The following is a 15,838-nucleotide window of genomic DNA, read 5'->3' on the forward strand; positions in this document are numbered from 1 at the left end:
AGGCGTTGCCGTCCGCGTCGTGGAAGACCATGCCCTCCGTGTCGCCCTCCGTCATGCGCTTACGACGGATGGAAGATTCCCAGATCGTGGTGGAAGAACTCTTCTTGGCTGGGTGCCGAACCGGCCGAGGCGCCACCGGCGGAGGAGTAGGACCTCGGCCGCCGCTCCGCAGGACGGGGCGACGGCCGGAGTGCCCCGACCTCAGGAAGCCGAAGGAGTCCAGTCGCCCAGCCAGTCGCCGATCTCCTGGCCGGAGGCCTGCGCGTCGGTCAGCTGGGGCCGGTCCGTGCTCGCCGCTCCCGCGCCCGCGCCGGTGTTCTTGTACTCGGCGAAGCGGTCGTCCTTCCAGGAGAAGCCGCTCATGTCGGTCCACGGCGCCGTCCTGATCGCCGCGCTCAGCGACGTGTTGCGGACCGTGGTCTGCGGGTCCAGCGTGGCGTCGCCGCCGGCGTGCCAGGGGCGGCCCAGGTAGAAGCTGCGGTCTGAGACGTCACCGGACACCGTCGAGTTGGCGATCAGGAGGCCCTTGCGGTTCGCGGCCGTGGACGGAGCCGTCACGTAACCCGCCGACGTGCCGTTCCACCGCTTCTTCAGGGTGATCACCGACTTGTCGATCACCGCCGTGGCGCGGCCGAAGATGAAGTCGACGTTGCCGTTCACGTACGAGTTGGTCATGTAGACCCGGCCGAGACGGTCCTTCGACGCGGTGTCCAGGAGCAGCGTGTCCTGGTCGCCGCTGACGATCACCCCGTCCAGGAAGACCTTGTCGGAGGCCGTGCGCAGGGCCACCGCCTGCTGGGCGATGTCCTGGTGGGCGGCCTCGTCGAAGTCGTTCGTGATGCTGAGGTTGCGGGCCTGGAAGTCGTCGGCCTCCACCGCGACCGTGGCGCTGCCGCCGGTGCCGTAGGTGCCCGAGCCGTCCGGCTTCGGCGTGCCGGACGCGTTGTTGTAGACGATCACCGTGTCCTTGCGGCTGGCGCCCGTGCCCTGGATGGTGACGTGCGGCTTGTTCGACGGCACCTTGACCGTCTCCCGGTACGTGCCGGGCTTGACCGCGATGACCACCCGGGAGGCGTTGTTCGCCGGGACCGCGTTCACGGCCGCCTGGACGGTCGTGTACTGGCCCGAGCCGTCCTTGGCGACCGTGAGAGTGGTGGCCGCCGCCTTGGCGGTCGTCGTGGCCGTGCCCAGGGAACTCCTCGGGCCCGCGCCCGACTTCACCACCGACGGCACGTCCGCCGCCTTGTCCGGCGTGTAGGCGTAGTAGCTCTTCGGGTCCCACGACCCGCCCGCGCCGCCGCTCTCGTTGCGGCCGCTCGTGCCGGAGAAGACGTTGCCGCGCTGGACGAGGGTGGCGGTGGAGTCCCTGATCACCGGGTTGTTCAGGCCCTGGAAGTAGGAGTTCTCCAGCAGCATGTTCGTCCTGCCGCGCGCGTAGTTGCCGTAGGACGACGTGATCGCGGTGCCCGGCTCGTCCACCAGGTAGTTGTTGTACAGGTGGGCGTGGGCCACGTTGTCCGTGGACGGGTTGCGCTGCTCGGTCTCGCGGATCCAGTTGTGGTGGATCGTGATGTCCGCCGTGGTGTTCTCGGTCCAGCCGATGCCGAACGCCTTGTTCTCCTGGCCGAGCCGGTTCCAGGACACCGTCAGGTACGTGGTGTCCTTGCGGCTGTCGATCAGCCCGTCCGCCATGTGCCGGATGTCGTTGTGGTCGATCCAGACGTGGTGGGCGCCGTCCATCTGGATGCCGTCGTAGTCGTGCTCCTTGTCGTTCCAGACGCCCTGGTACGCGTCCCGGATGGTCAGATTCCGGATGATCACGTTGTGGACGCCCTGGCCGAGGAAGAAGCCGCCGCCGACGATCTGCCCCGAGGTGCCGGAGCCGATGATGGTCTTGTCGGACCGGACCTTGATCTCCTTGCCGACCGGGTCCATCGTGATCGCGGCGGCCACGACGATGATGTACGGCTTGTCGGCGGTGGCGTACTTCTCCAGGTCGGCGAGCGTCCGCACGGTGACGATCTCGCCGCCGCGCCCGCCGTACGTGCCGTTCTGCCCGAGCGCGTTCACCGAGGCGAACCCGTCGGCGGCCTGCGTGGCCCAGGCCGGTACGGCGGTCGCGGCCGAGGCGTGCGACGAGGCGCCGGGGCCGAGCAGGCCGTAGCCGAGTCCGCCCGCCGCCGCGAGCGCGAGCGGCAGCCCGACCGCGAACGCGGCGCGGCTCCTGCGGTGACGGGGAGTGCGAGTGCTCATGAGCGACTCCAGGTGTGGTCCGTGTGGGGTGCTGCACCACAGTCGCCGCGGACCGGAGAAAGGTTGCCGGGCGCGGTCAGCCGGCGGTGTGCAGGCCGAAGCCCGAGCGGCCCGGGATCTCCAGGCCCTCGCGGAGACGGAGCGAGGGCATCTCGTAGTCGCCGTCGTTCTGGCGGCGGTACGGGATCGGGTCGGTGTCCTCCAGGGTCAGCAGCCGCTTCTTCCACTGCTCGGCCGCGTCCGCGAAGACCTCCGCCGACATCCGCACCGTCCGGTACAGGACGAACGGCGGCAGCACCTCCATACCGGGGTGGTAGAGGATGCCGTGCTGGATCGGGTACAGCAGGTCGTCGATGGGGCCGTTGATGCCGCGGTCCGAGTAGTGGGACTCGGGGCCGCCCACGGTCAGGGACAGCATGGCGCGCTTGCCCTTGAGGGCGCCGTCGCCGAAGCGGTCGCCGTACCGGGTCTCGTTGTGCTCGCCGACGCCGTACCCGAAGCCGTAGGTGAACACGCGGTCCACCCAGCCCTTGAGGATCGCCGGCATCGAGTACCACCACAGCGGGAACTGGAGGATCACGGTGTCCGCCCACTTCAGCTTCTCCTGCTCGGCCCGGATGTCCGCGCTGAGCACACCCGTGCCGTAGGCCCGCCCGGAGTCGTGGACCACGTCCAGCGGGCTGGAGACGGCGTCGCCGAAGTCGTCCGCGCCGACCGCGGAGTTCCAGCCCATCGCGTACAGATCGCTGACCCGTACGGCGTGCCCCGCACCGGTCAGCGTCTCCACCGCGATGTCGGTGAGCGCGCCGTTCAGCGACCGCCGCTCGGGGTGGGCGTGCACGATGAAGACCTTCATGTCTGCTCCTGCTCCTTGCGTCGAGGTGCCTTCGATCCTGGCGGGACCGCGCCTCGCGATTCAGGGGCGCTTCCTCCGTAGGACCGGACTTCCTGGTACTCGCGGGGCCACCCAGCCGGGGCGTCCGGCGCGGATACTGGAGCGATGGACGACCTGGCTGATTTCCTGCGCACCCGGCGAGCCCGGGTCCGCCCGGAGAGCGTCGGCATCCGCGCCGACTCCCGCCGCCGCGTGACCGGGCTGCGGCGCGAGGAGGTCGCGCACCTGTCCGGCGTGAGCGTCGACTACTACGTGCGGCTGGAGCAGGGACGGGCCCGCCAGCCGTCGGTACAGGTCCTCGACGCGCTCGCGCGCGTCCTCGGACTGGACCAGGTCGAACGCGAGCACCTGCACCGGCTCGCCCACCGGGTGGTGACCGAGCCGCGCCGGGCCACCACGGCACGGCCGCGCCCCGAACTGCTGCGGGTGCTGGAGCTGATCCCCGACGCCCCCGCCTTCCTCATCGACCACCGGCTGACCGTGCTGGCCGCGAACCGCCTCGGCGACCTGCTCTACGGCCGGCCCGTGGAGGGCCTGAACATCGCCCGGCACCTCTTCCTGACCGAGGAGGGGCGGGCGCTGTTCGCCGACTGGGAGGACTGCACCCTCGACGTCGTCGGCCATCTGCGGCTGTCCGCCGGCCGCTGCCCCGACGACCGCGAACTGGCCTCCCTCATCGGCGAACTCGCCATGCACAGCGAACGCTTCCGCCGGCTGTGGGCACGCGCCGACGTCCGCACTCGCACCCACGGCCGCAAGGCCTACCACCATCCCGCGGTCGGTCACCTGGAACTGCACCAGGAGAACTTCGCCCTCCCGGACGTCACGGGCGCGGAACTGATCGTCCAGTCGGCCGCTCCCGGCACCGCCGCCCACGACAACCTGCGCCTCCTGGCCAGCCTCGGCGCCACCGCGGAGGGAACACCGAGTCCGCGGACCGCCCCGGCCGCCGACCGGTCCGAGTAGGCGACAGGCAAGACCCGGCTCAGCCGGCCGCGGTCTCCGGTGCCTCCGGCGGCGGGGTCGGGGCGCCCGGCAGGCGGACCGTGGCCACCGTGCCGGTGCCCTCGGCGCGGGCCAGCGTGACCTCGCCGCCCGCCTGCTGGACCGTACGGGCCACGATGGACAGGCCGAGACCGGAGCCGGGCAGGGCACGGGCGCTGGGGGAGCGCCAGAAGCGGTCGAAGACGTGCGGGAGTTCGTGCTCGGGGATGCCGGGACCGTGGTCGCGGACCGTCAGCACGCCCTCGTGCAGGCCCACCTCGATCGTGCCGCCGTCGGGGCTGAACTTCACCGCGTTGTCCAGGATGTTGACCACGGCCCGCTCCAGCGCGGACGGCTCCGCCCGCACGTACCAGGGCTCCAGGTCGGCGGTGACCGACAGCTCCGGGCCGCGCAGCCGGGCCCGGCGCAGGGCGGCTTCCACGGTGTCCCGGAACGAGACCACCTGGACCCGCTCGCCGCGCTGCCCCTCCGACCGGGACAGCTCCTGGAGGTCGCCGATCAGCGCGGCCAGCTCGGTCATCTGCGCCTTCACCGAGGCGAGCAGCGCCTTGCGGTCCTCGGGCGGCAGCGGCCGGCCGGTCTCCTCGCTGCGGGTCAGCAGCTCGATGTTGGTGCGCAACGACGTCAGAGGAGTGCGCAGCTCATGGCCGGCGTCGGCGATCAGCTGCTGCTGGAGGTCCCGGGAACTGGCCAGCGAGGCGGTCATCGAGTTGAACGACCGGGACAGCCGGGCCACCTCGTCCTCGCTGTCCTCCTCCACCGGGATGCGCACGCTCAGGTCCTCGGTCCGCGCCACGTGCTCCACCGCCTCGGTGAGCCGGTCCACCGGCCGCAGCCCGACCCGCGCCACCGCGAGCCCGGCCGCGCCGGCGCCGAGGACACCGATGGCCGACACCAGCAGCAGGATCAGGGCGAGGTCGCTGAGATTCTGCTGCGTGCTCTTCAGCGGCATGGCGACGAGCACTCCGACATTGGGCCCGCGCTCGCCGGTCGCGGACGCGGTCGCGAGCAGGGGCCTGGTGAGCACCCGTACGTCGTTGCCCTCGCTGTCGGTGCCGTTGCGGAAGTAGAGCGTGTTGACGTCCAGGTGCCGGATCTCCGACTTGTCGGCCTCGGTGACGTCGATCTTCGCCGAGGCGCCGCCGAACAGGCAGACCTTGCCGTCCTCCGTCACCACCTGGGAGTACCGGTCCCGGAACGGGTTGTCGGACGGCGCGGTGTCCGTGCAGCGGGTGAGGGCCAGCAGCACCTGGTCGGACTGCGTCGTGTTCTTCAGCGACTTGCGCAGATCCTCGTCCACCTGGTCGTACAGCTTGCGTTCCACGATGAACCAGCAGGTCATCGACACCGCCGCCACCGCGAACGCCACCGCCGCCGCGACCAGCATCGCCAGCCGCGCCCGGATCGGCAGCGCCCGGTACCGGCGCACCAGACGCCTCACTCGGCGCCGCCCTGCCTGAGGACGTAGCCCACGCCCCGCACGGTGTGCACCAGGCGCGGCTCGCCGCCCGCCTCGGTCTTGCGGCGCAGGTACATCACGTACACGTCCAGCGAGTTGGAGGACGGCTCGAAGTCGAAGCCCCACACCGCCTTCAGGATCTGCTCCCGGGTGAGCACCTGGCGCGGATGGGCCATGAACATCTCCAGCAGGGTGAACTCGGTGCGGGTCAGCTCCACCGGCCGGCCGGCCCGGGTCACCTCCCGGGTGGCCAGGTTCATGCGCAGGTCGGCGAAGGTCAGTGCCTCGTCCTGCTGCGCCTCGGCGGACACCGCCGCCGCGTAGGAGCTGCGGCGCAGCAGCGCGCGGATCCGGGCGAACAGCTCGTCCAGCTCGAACGGCTTGACCAGGTAGTCGTCGGCGCCCGCGTCCAGGCCGGTCACCCGGTCGCCGACCGTGTCGCGGGCGGTGAGCATCAGGATCGGGGTGGTGTCGCCGGTGCCCCGGATACGGCGGGCCGCCGTCAGGCCGTCCATGCGGGGCATCTGGATGTCCAGCACGAGCAGGTCCGGCCGGTAGGCGCCCGCCTTCTCCAGGGCGTCCGCCCCGTCGACGGCGACTTCGGTGTCGTACCCCTCGAAGGCGAGGCTGCGCTGCAGGGCCTCGCGCACGGCCGGCTCGTCGTCGACGATCAGGATGCGCTGGGGGTCACGGTCGCCTTCGGCGGGGCTCATCGCTCGCGGTTCCTCGGGGTGCGGTGGTCGGTGCGGATGTCTCTCAGCGTGCCATGTCCCGCGGGCCGGTGAGGGACGCGCGGGCCGGTCAGGCCCGGACCGTGCTCAGCCGGTGCAGCGGAACCTTGCGGCGGTGCCGGCGGACGGCGGAGGTGCGCAGGCCCATCAGCTGCGGGACCGGGGTCACGGGCCGGGCGGCCACCTCCGGGGCGCGGGGCGCCGGAACGGGCACGTGCAGCTCGGACACGATGGACAGGGCGAGGGTGAGGCCTGCGGGGCCGCGTTCGGCCATGCGGTGGGGAACGTGCTTGATCATGACCTGCTCCTTGCTGACTCGTGCGCCGGCTGGGCGCTTGAGTGGTCTAGCTGGTGCCGCCCGCCCGCAGTGCGGCCAGGTCGGACTTGACGGTGTTGACCGGGATGGCGAAGCCGAGACCGATGCTGCCGGCGTCCGAGGACGAGGACGCCTGCGAACCCGAGGAGTACATCGCGGAGTTGATCCCCACGACCCGGCCGTTCGCGTCGAACAGCGCGCCGCCGGAGTTGCCGGGGTTCAAGGAGGCGTCGGTCTGTATCGCCTTGTAGGTGGTGGTGGACGAGCCGGTGTCGCCGTTGAACTCACGGCCGCCGAACTGGAACGGCCACTGGTCGTCGCCGCCCTGGCCCTGACCCCGGTTCTCGTCGGTGGAGACGGTGACGTCCCGGTCCAGGGCGGACACGATGCCGCTGGTCACGGTGCCGGTCAGGCCCTCGGGGGAGCCGATGGCGACGACCGGGTCGCCGACCCGCACGGTGTCGGAGTCGCCGAGCGCCGCCGCCTTCAGGCCCTTGGCGCCCCGCACCTTGATCAGCGCGAGGTCCTTGGAGCTGTCGGTGCCGAGCACCTCGGCGGTGTGGCTCTCGCCGTCGCTGGTGCGCACCTTGACCGAGGTGGCGCCGGAGACGACGTGGTTGTTGGTGACGATCTCGCCGTCCGAGTCGATGATCACGCCGGAGCCGGTGGAGGAGCCGCCCGCGAGCGTCGCGTTGATCTCGACCACGCTCGGGCCGGCCGCGGCGGCGATCGCGGCGACGTCACCGCGCTTGGCGGTCGGCACCGCGGGGGCGCCGACGGCGGCGGCCGTGTCCTCGCCGGTCAGCTCCTGGACGGTGTAGGCCGTGGCACCGCCGACCGCCGCCGCCACCAGCGCGACGGCCGCGAGCAGCGCCACCGGTCCGCGGGTCCGCTTCTTCTCCGGCTCGGGTTGCGGCGCCGGCCGGTACGGCGGCGGGGGCGGCCACTCGGGGTGCGCGGAGGAGGCGGGGGAAGAGTACGGCTGCTCGTAAGTGCCCTGGCTCTCGGTCATGACAAAAGAGTCCCCCGTGACCATGAGAGCTTCCTGAGTGCACGCTGAGAAGCCCGGCAGAACCGTGTTTGCCCGATATAAAGACGGGGAGGGAGGCGTGTCCCTCAGCCGGTGCACCCGCAGCTCGTGCGGACCACCAGGCGGGACGGGAACGTCTTCAGCCGTTCCCGGCGGGAGCCCGCCACGCGCAGGCCGTCGTCCAGGACCAGGTCGACCGCCGACCGGGCCATCGCCGACCGGTCGGAGGCCACCGTGGTCAGCGGCGGATCGGCGAGCGCGGCCTCCTTGATGTCGTCGAAACCGGCCACGCCCAGCTCGCCCGGCACGTCGATGCGCAGCTCGCGCGCGGCCCGCAGCAGGCCGATCGCCTGGTCGTCGGTGGAGCAGAAGATCGCCGGCGGGCGCCGGGGCCCGGCGAGGATGTCCAGCGCGATGCGATAGGCGTCGTAGCGGTTGTACGGCGCCTCGAACAACCGGCCCTCGATGGGCAGCCCCGCCTCCGCCATGGCCCGCTTCCAGCCCTCGACGTGGTCGGAGACCGGGTCGCCGACGGCCGGGGTCTGCGCCGTACCGCCCATGCAGGCCACGTACTCGTAGCCGTGCTCCAGCAGGTGCCGCACCGCGAGCTGGGCGCCGCCGAGGTCGTCCGTCACCACGGCCACGTCGTCGATGGCCTCCGGCCGCTCGTGCAGCAGCACCACCCGGGCGTCCCAGGCGTCGATCTCGGCGGCGGCGAGGTCGTTCAGCGCGTGGGAGACGAGGATCAGGCCCGAGACGCGCATCCCGAGGAAGGCGCGCAGATAGTGCACCTCGCGCTCGCCGATGTAGTCGGTGTTGCCGACCAGCACCATCTTCCCGCGCTCGGAGGCGGCCTGCTCGACCGCGTGCGCCATCTCGCCGAAGAACGGCTGGCGGGCGTCGGGAATGATCAGCCCTATGAGGTCGGTGCGCCGGGAGGCCATGGCCTGCGCCACCCGGTCGGGCCGGTACCCCAGTTCCTTGATCGCGGCGAGGACGCGCTCGCGCGTGGCCGGGGCGACCGGCCGGGGTCCGTTGTTGATGACATAACTGACGACGGCGGTGGAGGTCCCAGCCAGCCGTGCCACGTCATCCCGAGTCACCTTGGCCACGCGCGGAGTCTACGCGGATGGACCCCGTCCGGGCAGGGCGTATCACCAGGTGGCCGGGGTCCGTCCGGGCGGTGTCCGGGGGCCGGTCAGGCCTTGGCGTGCACCTCGGCTCCGGCCGGCACGGCGGTTGCGTCCGCATCTTCCGCCTTTGCCCGGGCGGCCTTGCCCTTGGCCTCCTCGGCGGCCCGGTCGGTCTTCTCGGGCGTAACGAATCGATAACCGACGTTCCGGACGGTGCCGATCAGCGACTCGTGCTCCGGGCCGAGCTTGGCCCGCAGCCGCCGTACGTGCACATCGACCGTCCGCGTGCCGCCGAAGTAGTCGTAGCCCCACACCTCCTGGAGCAGCTGGGCGCGGGTGAAGACCCGGCCGGGGTGCTGCGCGAGGTATTTGAGCAGCTCGAACTCCTTGAAGGTCAGGTCCAGGACCCGGCCCTTGAGCTTGGCGGAGTAGGTGGCCTCGTCCACGGACAGATCGCCGTTGCGGATCTCCATGGGCGAGTCGTCGTTGACGATCTGCTGGCGGCCCATGGCCAGACGCAGCCGCGCCTCGACCTCCGCCGGGCCGGCGGTGTCGAGCAGGACGTCGTCGATGCCCCAGTCGGCGGTGACGGCGGCGAGGCCGCCCTCGGTGACGACGAGGACGAGCGGACAGCCGGGGCCGGTGGAACGCAGCAGCTGGCACAGGCTGCGGACCTGCGGGAGGTCACGGCGGCCGTCGACGAGGATGACGTCGGCGCCCGGCGTGTCGACCAGCGCGGGCCCCTCCGCCGGAGCCACCCGCACGTTGTGCAGGAGCAGGCCGAGAGCGGGCAGTACTTCTGTCGACGGCTGGAGGGCGTTGGTCAGGAGCAGCAGAGAACTCATATGTCTGGTTCCTCCTCGGTCCCTGCGAGGACGCTGTGCGGACGGGCACTGCTCTGCGATCCCGAAGGCCCCGTACACCCGCGGGGCACCTGAGGTTTCCCGCTTCGTATACAACGCTTCCGAAAGCACAAAAGGACCCGGGGGCTACGCTGCCCGAGTCCTCTGCCCAGCAGAATAGCCCACATGAGCAACCGACCGGCAGGTGATGCGGCACGTTCCACCGTTCGTCCGCATGGCGAGACGAAGGGAAACGGCCAGGTGCGGGCCTTTCTCCGCACGGCAGACGGGGTGTCGGTCGAATCCGTATACGATCCGGGCGCCGACGCCGTGTACGAAGGCTTTGCCGGTCCTTTGGAAGCCGATTCTCCGGTTTCCCGCGCACCGGTGTTCGTGATCGCGCACGGCTTCACCGGGGACGTGGACCGGCCGCACGTCCGCCGGGTGGCCCGCGCGCTGCGCGGCCACGGAGCGGTCGTCACGTTCTCCTTCCGCGGCCACGGACGCTCCGGCGGCCGGTCCACCGTCGGCGACAAGGAGGTGCTGGACCTCGCCGCCGCCGTGGAGTGGGCCCGCCGCCTCGGGCACGCGCGCGTGGTGACCGTCGGCTTCTCCATGGGCGGCTCGGTGGTCCTGCGGCACGCGGCGCTGCGCCCCGGCACGGTGGACGCCGTGGTCTCGGTGAGCGCGCCCGCCCGCTGGTACTACCGCGGCACCGCCCCCATGCGCCGCCTGCACTGGCTGGTCACCCGGCCCGAGGGCCGCCTGGTCGGCCGCTACGGCCTGCGCACCCGCATCCACCACCGTGACTGGGACCCGGTCCCGCTCTCGCCGGTGCAGGCCGTCCCGCGGATCGCGCCGGTCCCGCTGCTCGTCGTGCACGGCGACCGCGACGGCTACTTCCCGCTCGACCACCCGCGGATGCTCGCCGAGGCCGCCGGCGACCACGGCGAACTGTGGATCGAGGCGGGCATGGGCCACGCCGAGCACGCGGCGGACGACGCCCTGCTGGCCCGGATCGGGGACTGGGCGGTGTCGGCGGCGGGCTAGCCTGACTCACACTGTCTTTGACTTTTCTTGTTTCTTGCCGTCGATTGAGGATTCAGATGCCCAAGGTCACGGTGCGCTACTGGGCCGCCGCCAAGGCCGCGGCCGAGGTCGCCGAGGAGCCGTACGAGGCGGACACGCTGGCCGGTGCGCTGGCCGCCGTCCGCGCGCGCCACCCCGGTGAACTCACCCGCGTGCTCCAGCGTTGTTCCTTCCTCGTCGACGGCGACCCCGTCGGGACCCGCGCGCATGAGACGGTACGGCTGGCCGACGGCGGCACGGTCGAGGTGCTCCCGCCGTTCGCAGGAGGGTGAGCATGACCGACCAGCCGTACCAGGGCGGCCCGTACCAGGGCTACGACCCCTACCAGCAGCAGTCCCAGCAGTGGCCCGGACACGAGCAGCAGTACGGGCACGACCCCGAGACGACCCAGCAGTGGCAGGGCCAGACCTGGGAGACCCAGACGCACCCGGCGGTGCCGGCGGAGCAGACGCCGTACCCGCCGCGGCAGGAGCAGCCGCAGGCGCAGTACCAGCAGCCGTACTACCAGCAGCCGCAGCCGGAGCAGCAGGCGCAGTACCAGCACCCGCAGTACCAGGAGCCGCAGCCGCCGTACCGGCAGGACCAGCAGTACGCGGACCCGTACGCGGGAGCGTACGAAGGAGCGCACACCGGTTCCTACGCCGGAACGCCCGGCGGTTCGTACGCCGGCGCCCAGGAGCCCGAACCGGCACCGGCACCGGCACCGGCACCGGCACCGGCACCGGCCGCCTCCGTGCCCGCCGCGGCCGAGGGCGCCGAGCCGGCCGACGAGCCCGCCTACGGCCCCGCCACCCTCGCCGGCAACGCCCGGATCACCGACGCCCAGCGGGCCCGCCTGGAGGGACGTTCACCGATCATCGAGCCCGGCATGCAGCCGGCGGCGCTCACCGCGCTGCTGGGCCTGCTGCTGGCCGCGGCGGCGCCCGTCGCGTCGTACGCCCTGGTCGTGCCGCTGGTGGTGCTCCAGGCGGTGACGGCCGCGGGCTGGTTCCGGCTGAACGGCATGTGGCCCGCCCGGCAGGGCATCGCGCTGGCCTTCGCGGGCGCGCTGACGGCCGACGCGGCGGTCCTCGCGGCCGGCCGCGGCCACGCGCTGGTGGCCATCCTCGGCTCGCTCGGCCTGTGGGTCCTGCTCTCGCTCGTGCTCCAGCTCCGCTCGCACGCCTCGCCGGACGAACGGATCAGCGGCCTGATGGCCACGGTCGTCTCGGCGGCCCTCGCGGTGCTGGCCACCGGCTATCTGGCCGCGGGTGCCGACGAGGTGTCGGTGGGCGCGGCGGCCGTCGCGGCGGCGGTCGTGGCGCGCGCCCTGCCCCTGCCGGGCCCGGCCCGGGCCGTGGCCGCGCTGCTCGCGGCGGCGGGCGCGGGCATCGTGGTGGGCGGCATGACCGGCCTCGGCACCAAGGGCGCCGTCCTCGGCGCGGCGGCCGGGGCGTGCGCGCTGATCGGCCACCGGGTGGCGAGCTACGACTACCCGTCCCGGTTCGTGCACTTCACGGCGGGCGTCGCCCTGCCGCTGTCGGCGGCGGCCCCCGTGGTGTGGGCGCTGGGCCGAGCGCTGGGCTAGCCCGGTCCGTCCATGCCCTGGGCATATGGGGCCGGTAGGCATCGGGCCAATCAACCCGGTCACACGGACCCCTTCCGTCCCACGCGGCGCCGACTGTGCGGACCGGCCGGCCCTCCGGGGAATCGGCCCGGAGATCCAATTCCGCGCCGTCGGCCCGCCGGCCTGCGTTTTCCCTGATCATCACGGCTCTCGCGGATGCTCTTGGCCGTAAAACGCGCCTTCCGGATCAGCAACCGTTGATCAGGCTCTGAGCCCTATCTAGCCTCTTCAGGAGTCTTCACCGGGCCCAGACGCGCGTCGTCTTCGCCGAGCACGAAATCCCCAGCCGAGCATGGGAGATCACCGTGAGCAGCAATGGGCAGGAAAGCACTGTCGTCAACCCCCTGGAGCAGGACGCCGTCCGCCGCATGGCGCACCACTACCACCGGTACGGCATCGTCACCGTCACCGACCTGATCCGAGAAGAGACCCGCAAGAGCGTACGGGCCGAGGCGGACCGGCTTCTGGACAAGTACGCCGAGCGGCGCGACCTCCGCCTACAGACCACCGGCTACACCCGCCGCTCGATGTCCGTGGTGCAGAGCGAGACGATCGCCGGCAACAGCGAACTGGTCACCTCGGTCTACGCGAATCCGGAACTGCTCGGCGCGCTGGAACGCATAGCCGGCGAGAAACTCCACCCCTGTCCCAAGGCCGACGAGGAATTCCTCATCACCCGGCAGGAACGGAGCGGGGACACGCACGGCTGGCACTGGGGCGATTTCAGCTTCGCCCTGATCTGGGTCCTCCAGGCCCCGCCCATGGAAATCGGCGGCATGCTCCAGTGCGTGCCGCACACGGAATGGGACAAGAGCGATCCGCGGATCCACCAGTATCTCGTCGACAATCCCATCCACACCTATCACTTCGCCTCGGGTGACGTGTATTTCCTGCGTACCGACACCACGCTCCACCGCACGATTCCGCTGCGCGAGGACGCCACCCGCATCATCCTCAACATGACGTGGGCGGGCGAGCGGGACCTGCGGCGCGAACTCCAGGGCGACGACCGCTGGTGGGAGGACGCCGACGTGCCGGCCGCCGCCGCCCTGGAGGAGTGACCGGCGCCCGTTCCCGCGGCCCGGCCAGGGCCTGACGCACCTTCCCGCTTTCGCCCGCCTTCTCCCGCGACGAGGGACCACCATGACCGATCTGAACACCCCCGAAGCCAAGCCGCTGACGGACCACTTCGACCACGTGGAGCCGGGCATCCGCCGGCGGATCGCCGTACAGGACCCGGAGATCAAGGACTATCTGGACGGAGTGCTCGCGAAGATCGCCTCGCACCGCGGCGTCGAGCACCCGTACCTGAACGCCTACCGCACCACGGCGCTCACCCCGGAGCAGGAGCGCCTGATGTACAGCGAGTGCTACTACTTCTTCCGCTACCTCCCCTTCTACATCACGGGGATGGCGGTCAAGACGCGCGACGAGATGATCCTCCGGGAGATCATCCTGAACGTGGCGGACGAGGTCGGCGGAGAGGTCACGCACTCCACCCTCTTCGCCGGATTCCTCGCCCGGATCGGCATCGACAAGGAGCACCTGGACGGCTACGAACCGCTGGAGGTCACCAAGCGGCTCAACGACGGCATCCGGGTCCTGTACACCGAGTCGCCGATCCACAAGGCCCTCGGCGCGCTCTACGCCGACGAGACCATGTCGTCCATCATGGTCTCCAAGATCAACGACGGGCTGCGCAACCAGGGCTACGACGACGACCTGCGCCACTTCTGGCAGCTGCACATCGACGTCGAGGTCGGGCACAGCAACTCCGTCTTCAACGCCATCGCCCCCTACGTCGGCTCGGCCGCCACCCGCGCCGAGTTCGAGTCGGGCGCCTACGAGTTCCTCGGGCTGGTGGAGGACTACTGGGACGGTGTGCAGCGGCTCGTGGGCCTGGACGCATGAGCCCAGCGGCATCCGGCACCACCGGGTCGGCCGACGGCCTGCGGCACATCGCCGCCGGGCGGCCCGTCCCCGGGTCCGTGCACTCGGTGTCCGTCTCGATCCCCGACGTGGCCTCGGTCATCGGCTACGAGTCGCACGACCCGGCCACCCTGAGCCGTATCTCCTGGGGCTACCCGCGCTTCCGGCCCCATCCGTACGTGGCCCGGGTGGCGGAGCTGGCCGCGCGCGAGGACGCGGGCGGGGAACGGGACGGGGAGCTGCTGCCGACCCGCTCGGCGCACGCCGCGCGGGCCGCCGCGGCCTACGCCGGCCTGCCGCCCGACGCGGTGCGCGACCTCACCCTCGGCGGACACGTGCTGTCCGGGGTGCGGCTGCCCGCCAAAGGGCCCGGGGCCGCGCGGGCGCGGGCCCACGTCATGCACACCGGCGGCCACCTGTCCTCGCGGCAGGCGGAGGACGTGTTGTGGGACGCCGGCCTGATCGACGGCCGGCAGCCCGAGGAGACGGTGGACGAGTCGCCCGGCAAGGCCGTCACGGCGGCCCTCGCCGACGCCTACGGCGTGCCCGGCCCGGAGTACGTGAGCTTGCGCAACAGCGGCATGAACGCGGTGGCGGCGGCCATCGAGGCGGTCACGGAGATCCAGCGGGACAGCGGGCGGCGCCGCTGGCTCCAGCTCGGCTGGATCTTCTTCGACACCATGCACCTGTTCGAGAAGAAGGTCGTGGACGCCGAGCACACCACCGTCCCCGACCCCTTCGACCTGGCGGAGGTCGCCCGGGTCGCCGCCGCGCACGCGGGCGAACTGGCCGGCATCGTCGCGGAGATCCCGAGCAACCCCGGGCTGAGCGTCCCCGACCTGCCGGCGCTGCGCGAGATCGCCGACCGGGTCGGCTGCGCCCTGGTCGTCGACGCGACGATCGCCACCCCGCACAACGTCGACGTGGTGCCGTACGCCGACGTGGTCTGCGAGAGCCTGACCAAGTACGCCACCGGCTCGGCCGACGTGCTGACGGGCGCGGTGGTGGTCGCCCCCGGGTCCCCGTTCGCGCGGGACCTGCTGACCGTGCTGCCGCGGTACGGCGACGAGCCCTACCGCCGGGACACGGCCCGGGTGGCCGCCCGCATCCGTGGCTACGCCGAGCGGATGGAGCGGGTGAACGCGGGCGCCCTCGCCCTCGTCGAGTGCCTGGACCGCCACCGGGACGTGGTGCGCGGCACCGGCTGGCCGCTCGATGCCCGCTCCGCCGCCAACTACCGCAAGGTGGCCCGGCGTCCCGACGCGCCCGGCGGACTGCTCATGGTGGATCTCAAGGTGCCCCTGGAGCAGGTCTACGACCGGCTCGCGGTGGCCAAGGGGCCCAGTTTCGGCGCGGAGTTCACCATGGCGTCCCCGCAGGTCTTCATCGCCCACTACGACCTGCTCGCCACCGACCGGGGGCGGGCCGCGCTGCGCGAGCGCGGGCTGCACCGGGACATGCTGCGGGTCTCCGTCGGCACCGAGCCGCCGGAGGCGGTGGTGGAGACCTTCGAACGGGCCCTGCGGCCCGGCTGACCGGCGCGCCGGAGC

General features: G+C 71.8%; 15 protein-coding genes. 7 read left to right on the forward strand and 8 right to left on the reverse strand.

The window, feature by feature from the left end:
• Positions 1–201: 201 nt before the first annotated feature.
• Together SCK26_RS20235 and SCK26_RS20240 are read right to left on the reverse strand one after the other, a co-directional pair.
• A complete protein-coding gene (locus tag SCK26_RS20235; RefSeq protein WP_318202704.1) occupies positions 202–2,253 on the reverse strand; it encodes a pectinesterase family protein in 2,052 nt (683 codons plus the stop codon).
• A 76-nt stretch (positions 2,254–2,329) separates the two neighbouring features.
• Positions 2,330–3,109 (reverse strand): NAD(P)H-dependent oxidoreductase, encoded by a 780-nt coding sequence (locus tag SCK26_RS20240; RefSeq protein ID WP_318202705.1) that lies wholly within the window; start codon positions 3,107–3,109, stop codon positions 2,330–2,332.
• A gap of 144 nt (positions 3,110–3,253) precedes the next feature.
• On the opposite strand from SCK26_RS20240, the gene SCK26_RS20245 reads away from it, so the two are divergent.
• On the forward strand, positions 3,254–4,114 hold the full coding sequence (locus SCK26_RS20245; protein WP_318202706.1) for a helix-turn-helix transcriptional regulator: 861 nt from the start codon (positions 3,254–3,256) through the stop codon (positions 4,112–4,114).
• Positions 4,115–4,133: 19 nt separating this feature from the next.
• On the opposite strand, the gene SCK26_RS20250 is transcribed toward SCK26_RS20245, so the two are convergent.
• The 6 genes from SCK26_RS20250 to SCK26_RS20275 form a co-directional block, all read right to left on the reverse strand.
• Positions 4,134–5,594 (reverse strand): HAMP domain-containing sensor histidine kinase, encoded by a 1,461-nt coding sequence (locus tag SCK26_RS20250; RefSeq protein ID WP_318202707.1) that lies wholly within the window; start codon positions 5,592–5,594, stop codon positions 4,134–4,136.
• A complete protein-coding gene (locus SCK26_RS20255) occupies positions 5,591–6,325 on the reverse strand; it encodes a response regulator transcription factor (protein ID WP_318202708.1) in 735 nt (244 codons plus the stop codon). Before SCK26_RS20255 ends, SCK26_RS20250 begins: the two co-directional genes overlap by 4 nt.
• 88 nt (positions 6,326–6,413) lie before the next feature.
• Positions 6,414–6,641 (reverse strand): hypothetical protein, encoded by a 228-nt coding sequence (locus SCK26_RS20260; protein ID WP_318202709.1) that lies wholly within the window; start codon positions 6,639–6,641, stop codon positions 6,414–6,416.
• A 46-nt stretch (positions 6,642–6,687) separates the two neighbouring features.
• The gene (locus SCK26_RS20265) at positions 6,688–7,671 is read right to left on the reverse strand and encodes a S1C family serine protease (protein WP_318202710.1); all 984 of its coding nucleotides are present in this window, start codon (positions 7,669–7,671) and stop codon (positions 6,688–6,690) included.
• 104 nt (positions 7,672–7,775) lie between these two features.
• Entirely contained in the window at positions 7,776–8,801 is a 1,026-nt protein-coding gene (locus SCK26_RS20270; protein ID WP_318202711.1) for a LacI family DNA-binding transcriptional regulator, read from the reverse strand.
• A gap of 86 nt (positions 8,802–8,887) precedes the next feature.
• Positions 8,888–9,667 (reverse strand): response regulator transcription factor, encoded by a 780-nt coding sequence (locus tag SCK26_RS20275; RefSeq protein ID WP_318202712.1) that lies wholly within the window; start codon positions 9,665–9,667, stop codon positions 8,888–8,890.
• Between the two features lie 183 nt (positions 9,668–9,850).
• Here SCK26_RS20275 and SCK26_RS20280 point away from each other — a divergent pair, with 183 nt between their 5' ends.
• The 6 genes from SCK26_RS20280 (at position 9,851) to besB (ending at position 15,823) form a co-directional block, all read left to right on the forward strand.
• Entirely contained in the window at positions 9,851–10,714 is an 864-nt protein-coding gene (locus tag SCK26_RS20280; RefSeq protein ID WP_318202713.1) for an alpha/beta hydrolase, read from the forward strand.
• Between the two features lie 56 nt (positions 10,715–10,770).
• A complete protein-coding gene (locus SCK26_RS20285; protein ID WP_318202714.1) occupies positions 10,771–11,025 on the forward strand; it encodes a MoaD/ThiS family protein in 255 nt (84 codons plus the stop codon).
• A gap of 2 nt (positions 11,026–11,027) precedes the next feature.
• Complete coding sequence (locus SCK26_RS20290) at positions 11,028–12,320, forward strand: hypothetical protein (protein WP_318202715.1); 1,293 nt, start codon at positions 11,028–11,030, stop codon at positions 12,318–12,320.
• A 344-nt stretch (positions 12,321–12,664) separates the two neighbouring features.
• Positions 12,665–13,420, forward strand: coding sequence for an L-lysine 4-chlorinase BesD (gene besD / locus SCK26_RS20295; protein ID WP_318202716.1), 756 nt, complete (start codon positions 12,665–12,667; stop codon positions 13,418–13,420).
• An 82-nt stretch (positions 13,421–13,502) separates the two neighbouring features.
• Positions 13,503–14,270, forward strand: coding sequence for a 4-chloro-allylglycine synthase BesC (gene besC, locus SCK26_RS20300; protein ID WP_318202717.1), 768 nt, complete (start codon positions 13,503–13,505; stop codon positions 14,268–14,270).
• On the forward strand, positions 14,267–15,823 hold the full coding sequence (besB, locus tag SCK26_RS20305; protein ID WP_318202718.1) for an L-2-amino-4-chloropent-4-enoate dechlorinase/desaturase BesB: 1,557 nt from the start codon (positions 14,267–14,269) through the stop codon (positions 15,821–15,823). The genes besC and besB overlap by 4 nt, the downstream gene beginning before the upstream one ends.
• Positions 15,824–15,838 lie beyond the last annotated feature (15 nt).

Origin of the sequence: Streptomyces sp. SCL15-4, assembly GCF_033366695.1 — a bacterium.
In the GTDB taxonomy this organism is placed as follows: Bacteria; Actinomycetota; Actinomycetes; order Streptomycetales; family Streptomycetaceae; genus Streptomyces.

Coding starts and splice junctions, on each gene's coding strand:
- SCK26_RS20280 (WP_318202713.1), top strand. CDS start 9,851: ATGAGCAACCGACCGGCAGGTGATGCGGCACGTTCCACCGTTCGTCCG.
- SCK26_RS20290 (WP_318202715.1), top strand. CDS start 11,028: ATGACCGACCAGCCGTACCAGGGCGGCCCGTACCAGGGCTACGACCCC.
- SCK26_RS20285 (WP_318202714.1), top strand. CDS start 10,771: ATGCCCAAGGTCACGGTGCGCTACTGGGCCGCCGCCAAGGCCGCGGCC.
- besB (WP_318202718.1), top strand. CDS start 14,267: ATGAGCCCAGCGGCATCCGGCACCACCGGGTCGGCCGACGGCCTGCGG.
- SCK26_RS20245 (WP_318202706.1), top strand. CDS start 3,254: ATGGACGACCTGGCTGATTTCCTGCGCACCCGGCGAGCCCGGGTCCGC.
- SCK26_RS20265 (WP_318202710.1), bottom strand. CDS start 7,671: ATGACCGAGAGCCAGGGCACTTACGAGCAGCCGTACTCTTCCCCCGCC.
- SCK26_RS20240 (WP_318202705.1), bottom strand. CDS start 3,109: ATGAAGGTCTTCATCGTGCACGCCCACCCCGAGCGGCGGTCGCTGAAC.
- SCK26_RS20235 (WP_318202704.1), bottom strand. CDS start 2,253: ATGAGCACTCGCACTCCCCGTCACCGCAGGAGCCGCGCCGCGTTCGCG.
- SCK26_RS20275 (WP_318202712.1), bottom strand. CDS start 9,667: ATGAGTTCTCTGCTGCTCCTGACCAACGCCCTCCAGCCGTCGACAGAA.
- SCK26_RS20260 (WP_318202709.1), bottom strand. CDS start 6,641: ATGATCAAGCACGTTCCCCACCGCATGGCCGAACGCGGCCCCGCAGGC.
- besC (WP_318202717.1), top strand. CDS start 13,503: ATGACCGATCTGAACACCCCCGAAGCCAAGCCGCTGACGGACCACTTC.
- SCK26_RS20255 (WP_318202708.1), bottom strand. CDS start 6,325: ATGAGCCCCGCCGAAGGCGACCGTGACCCCCAGCGCATCCTGATCGTC.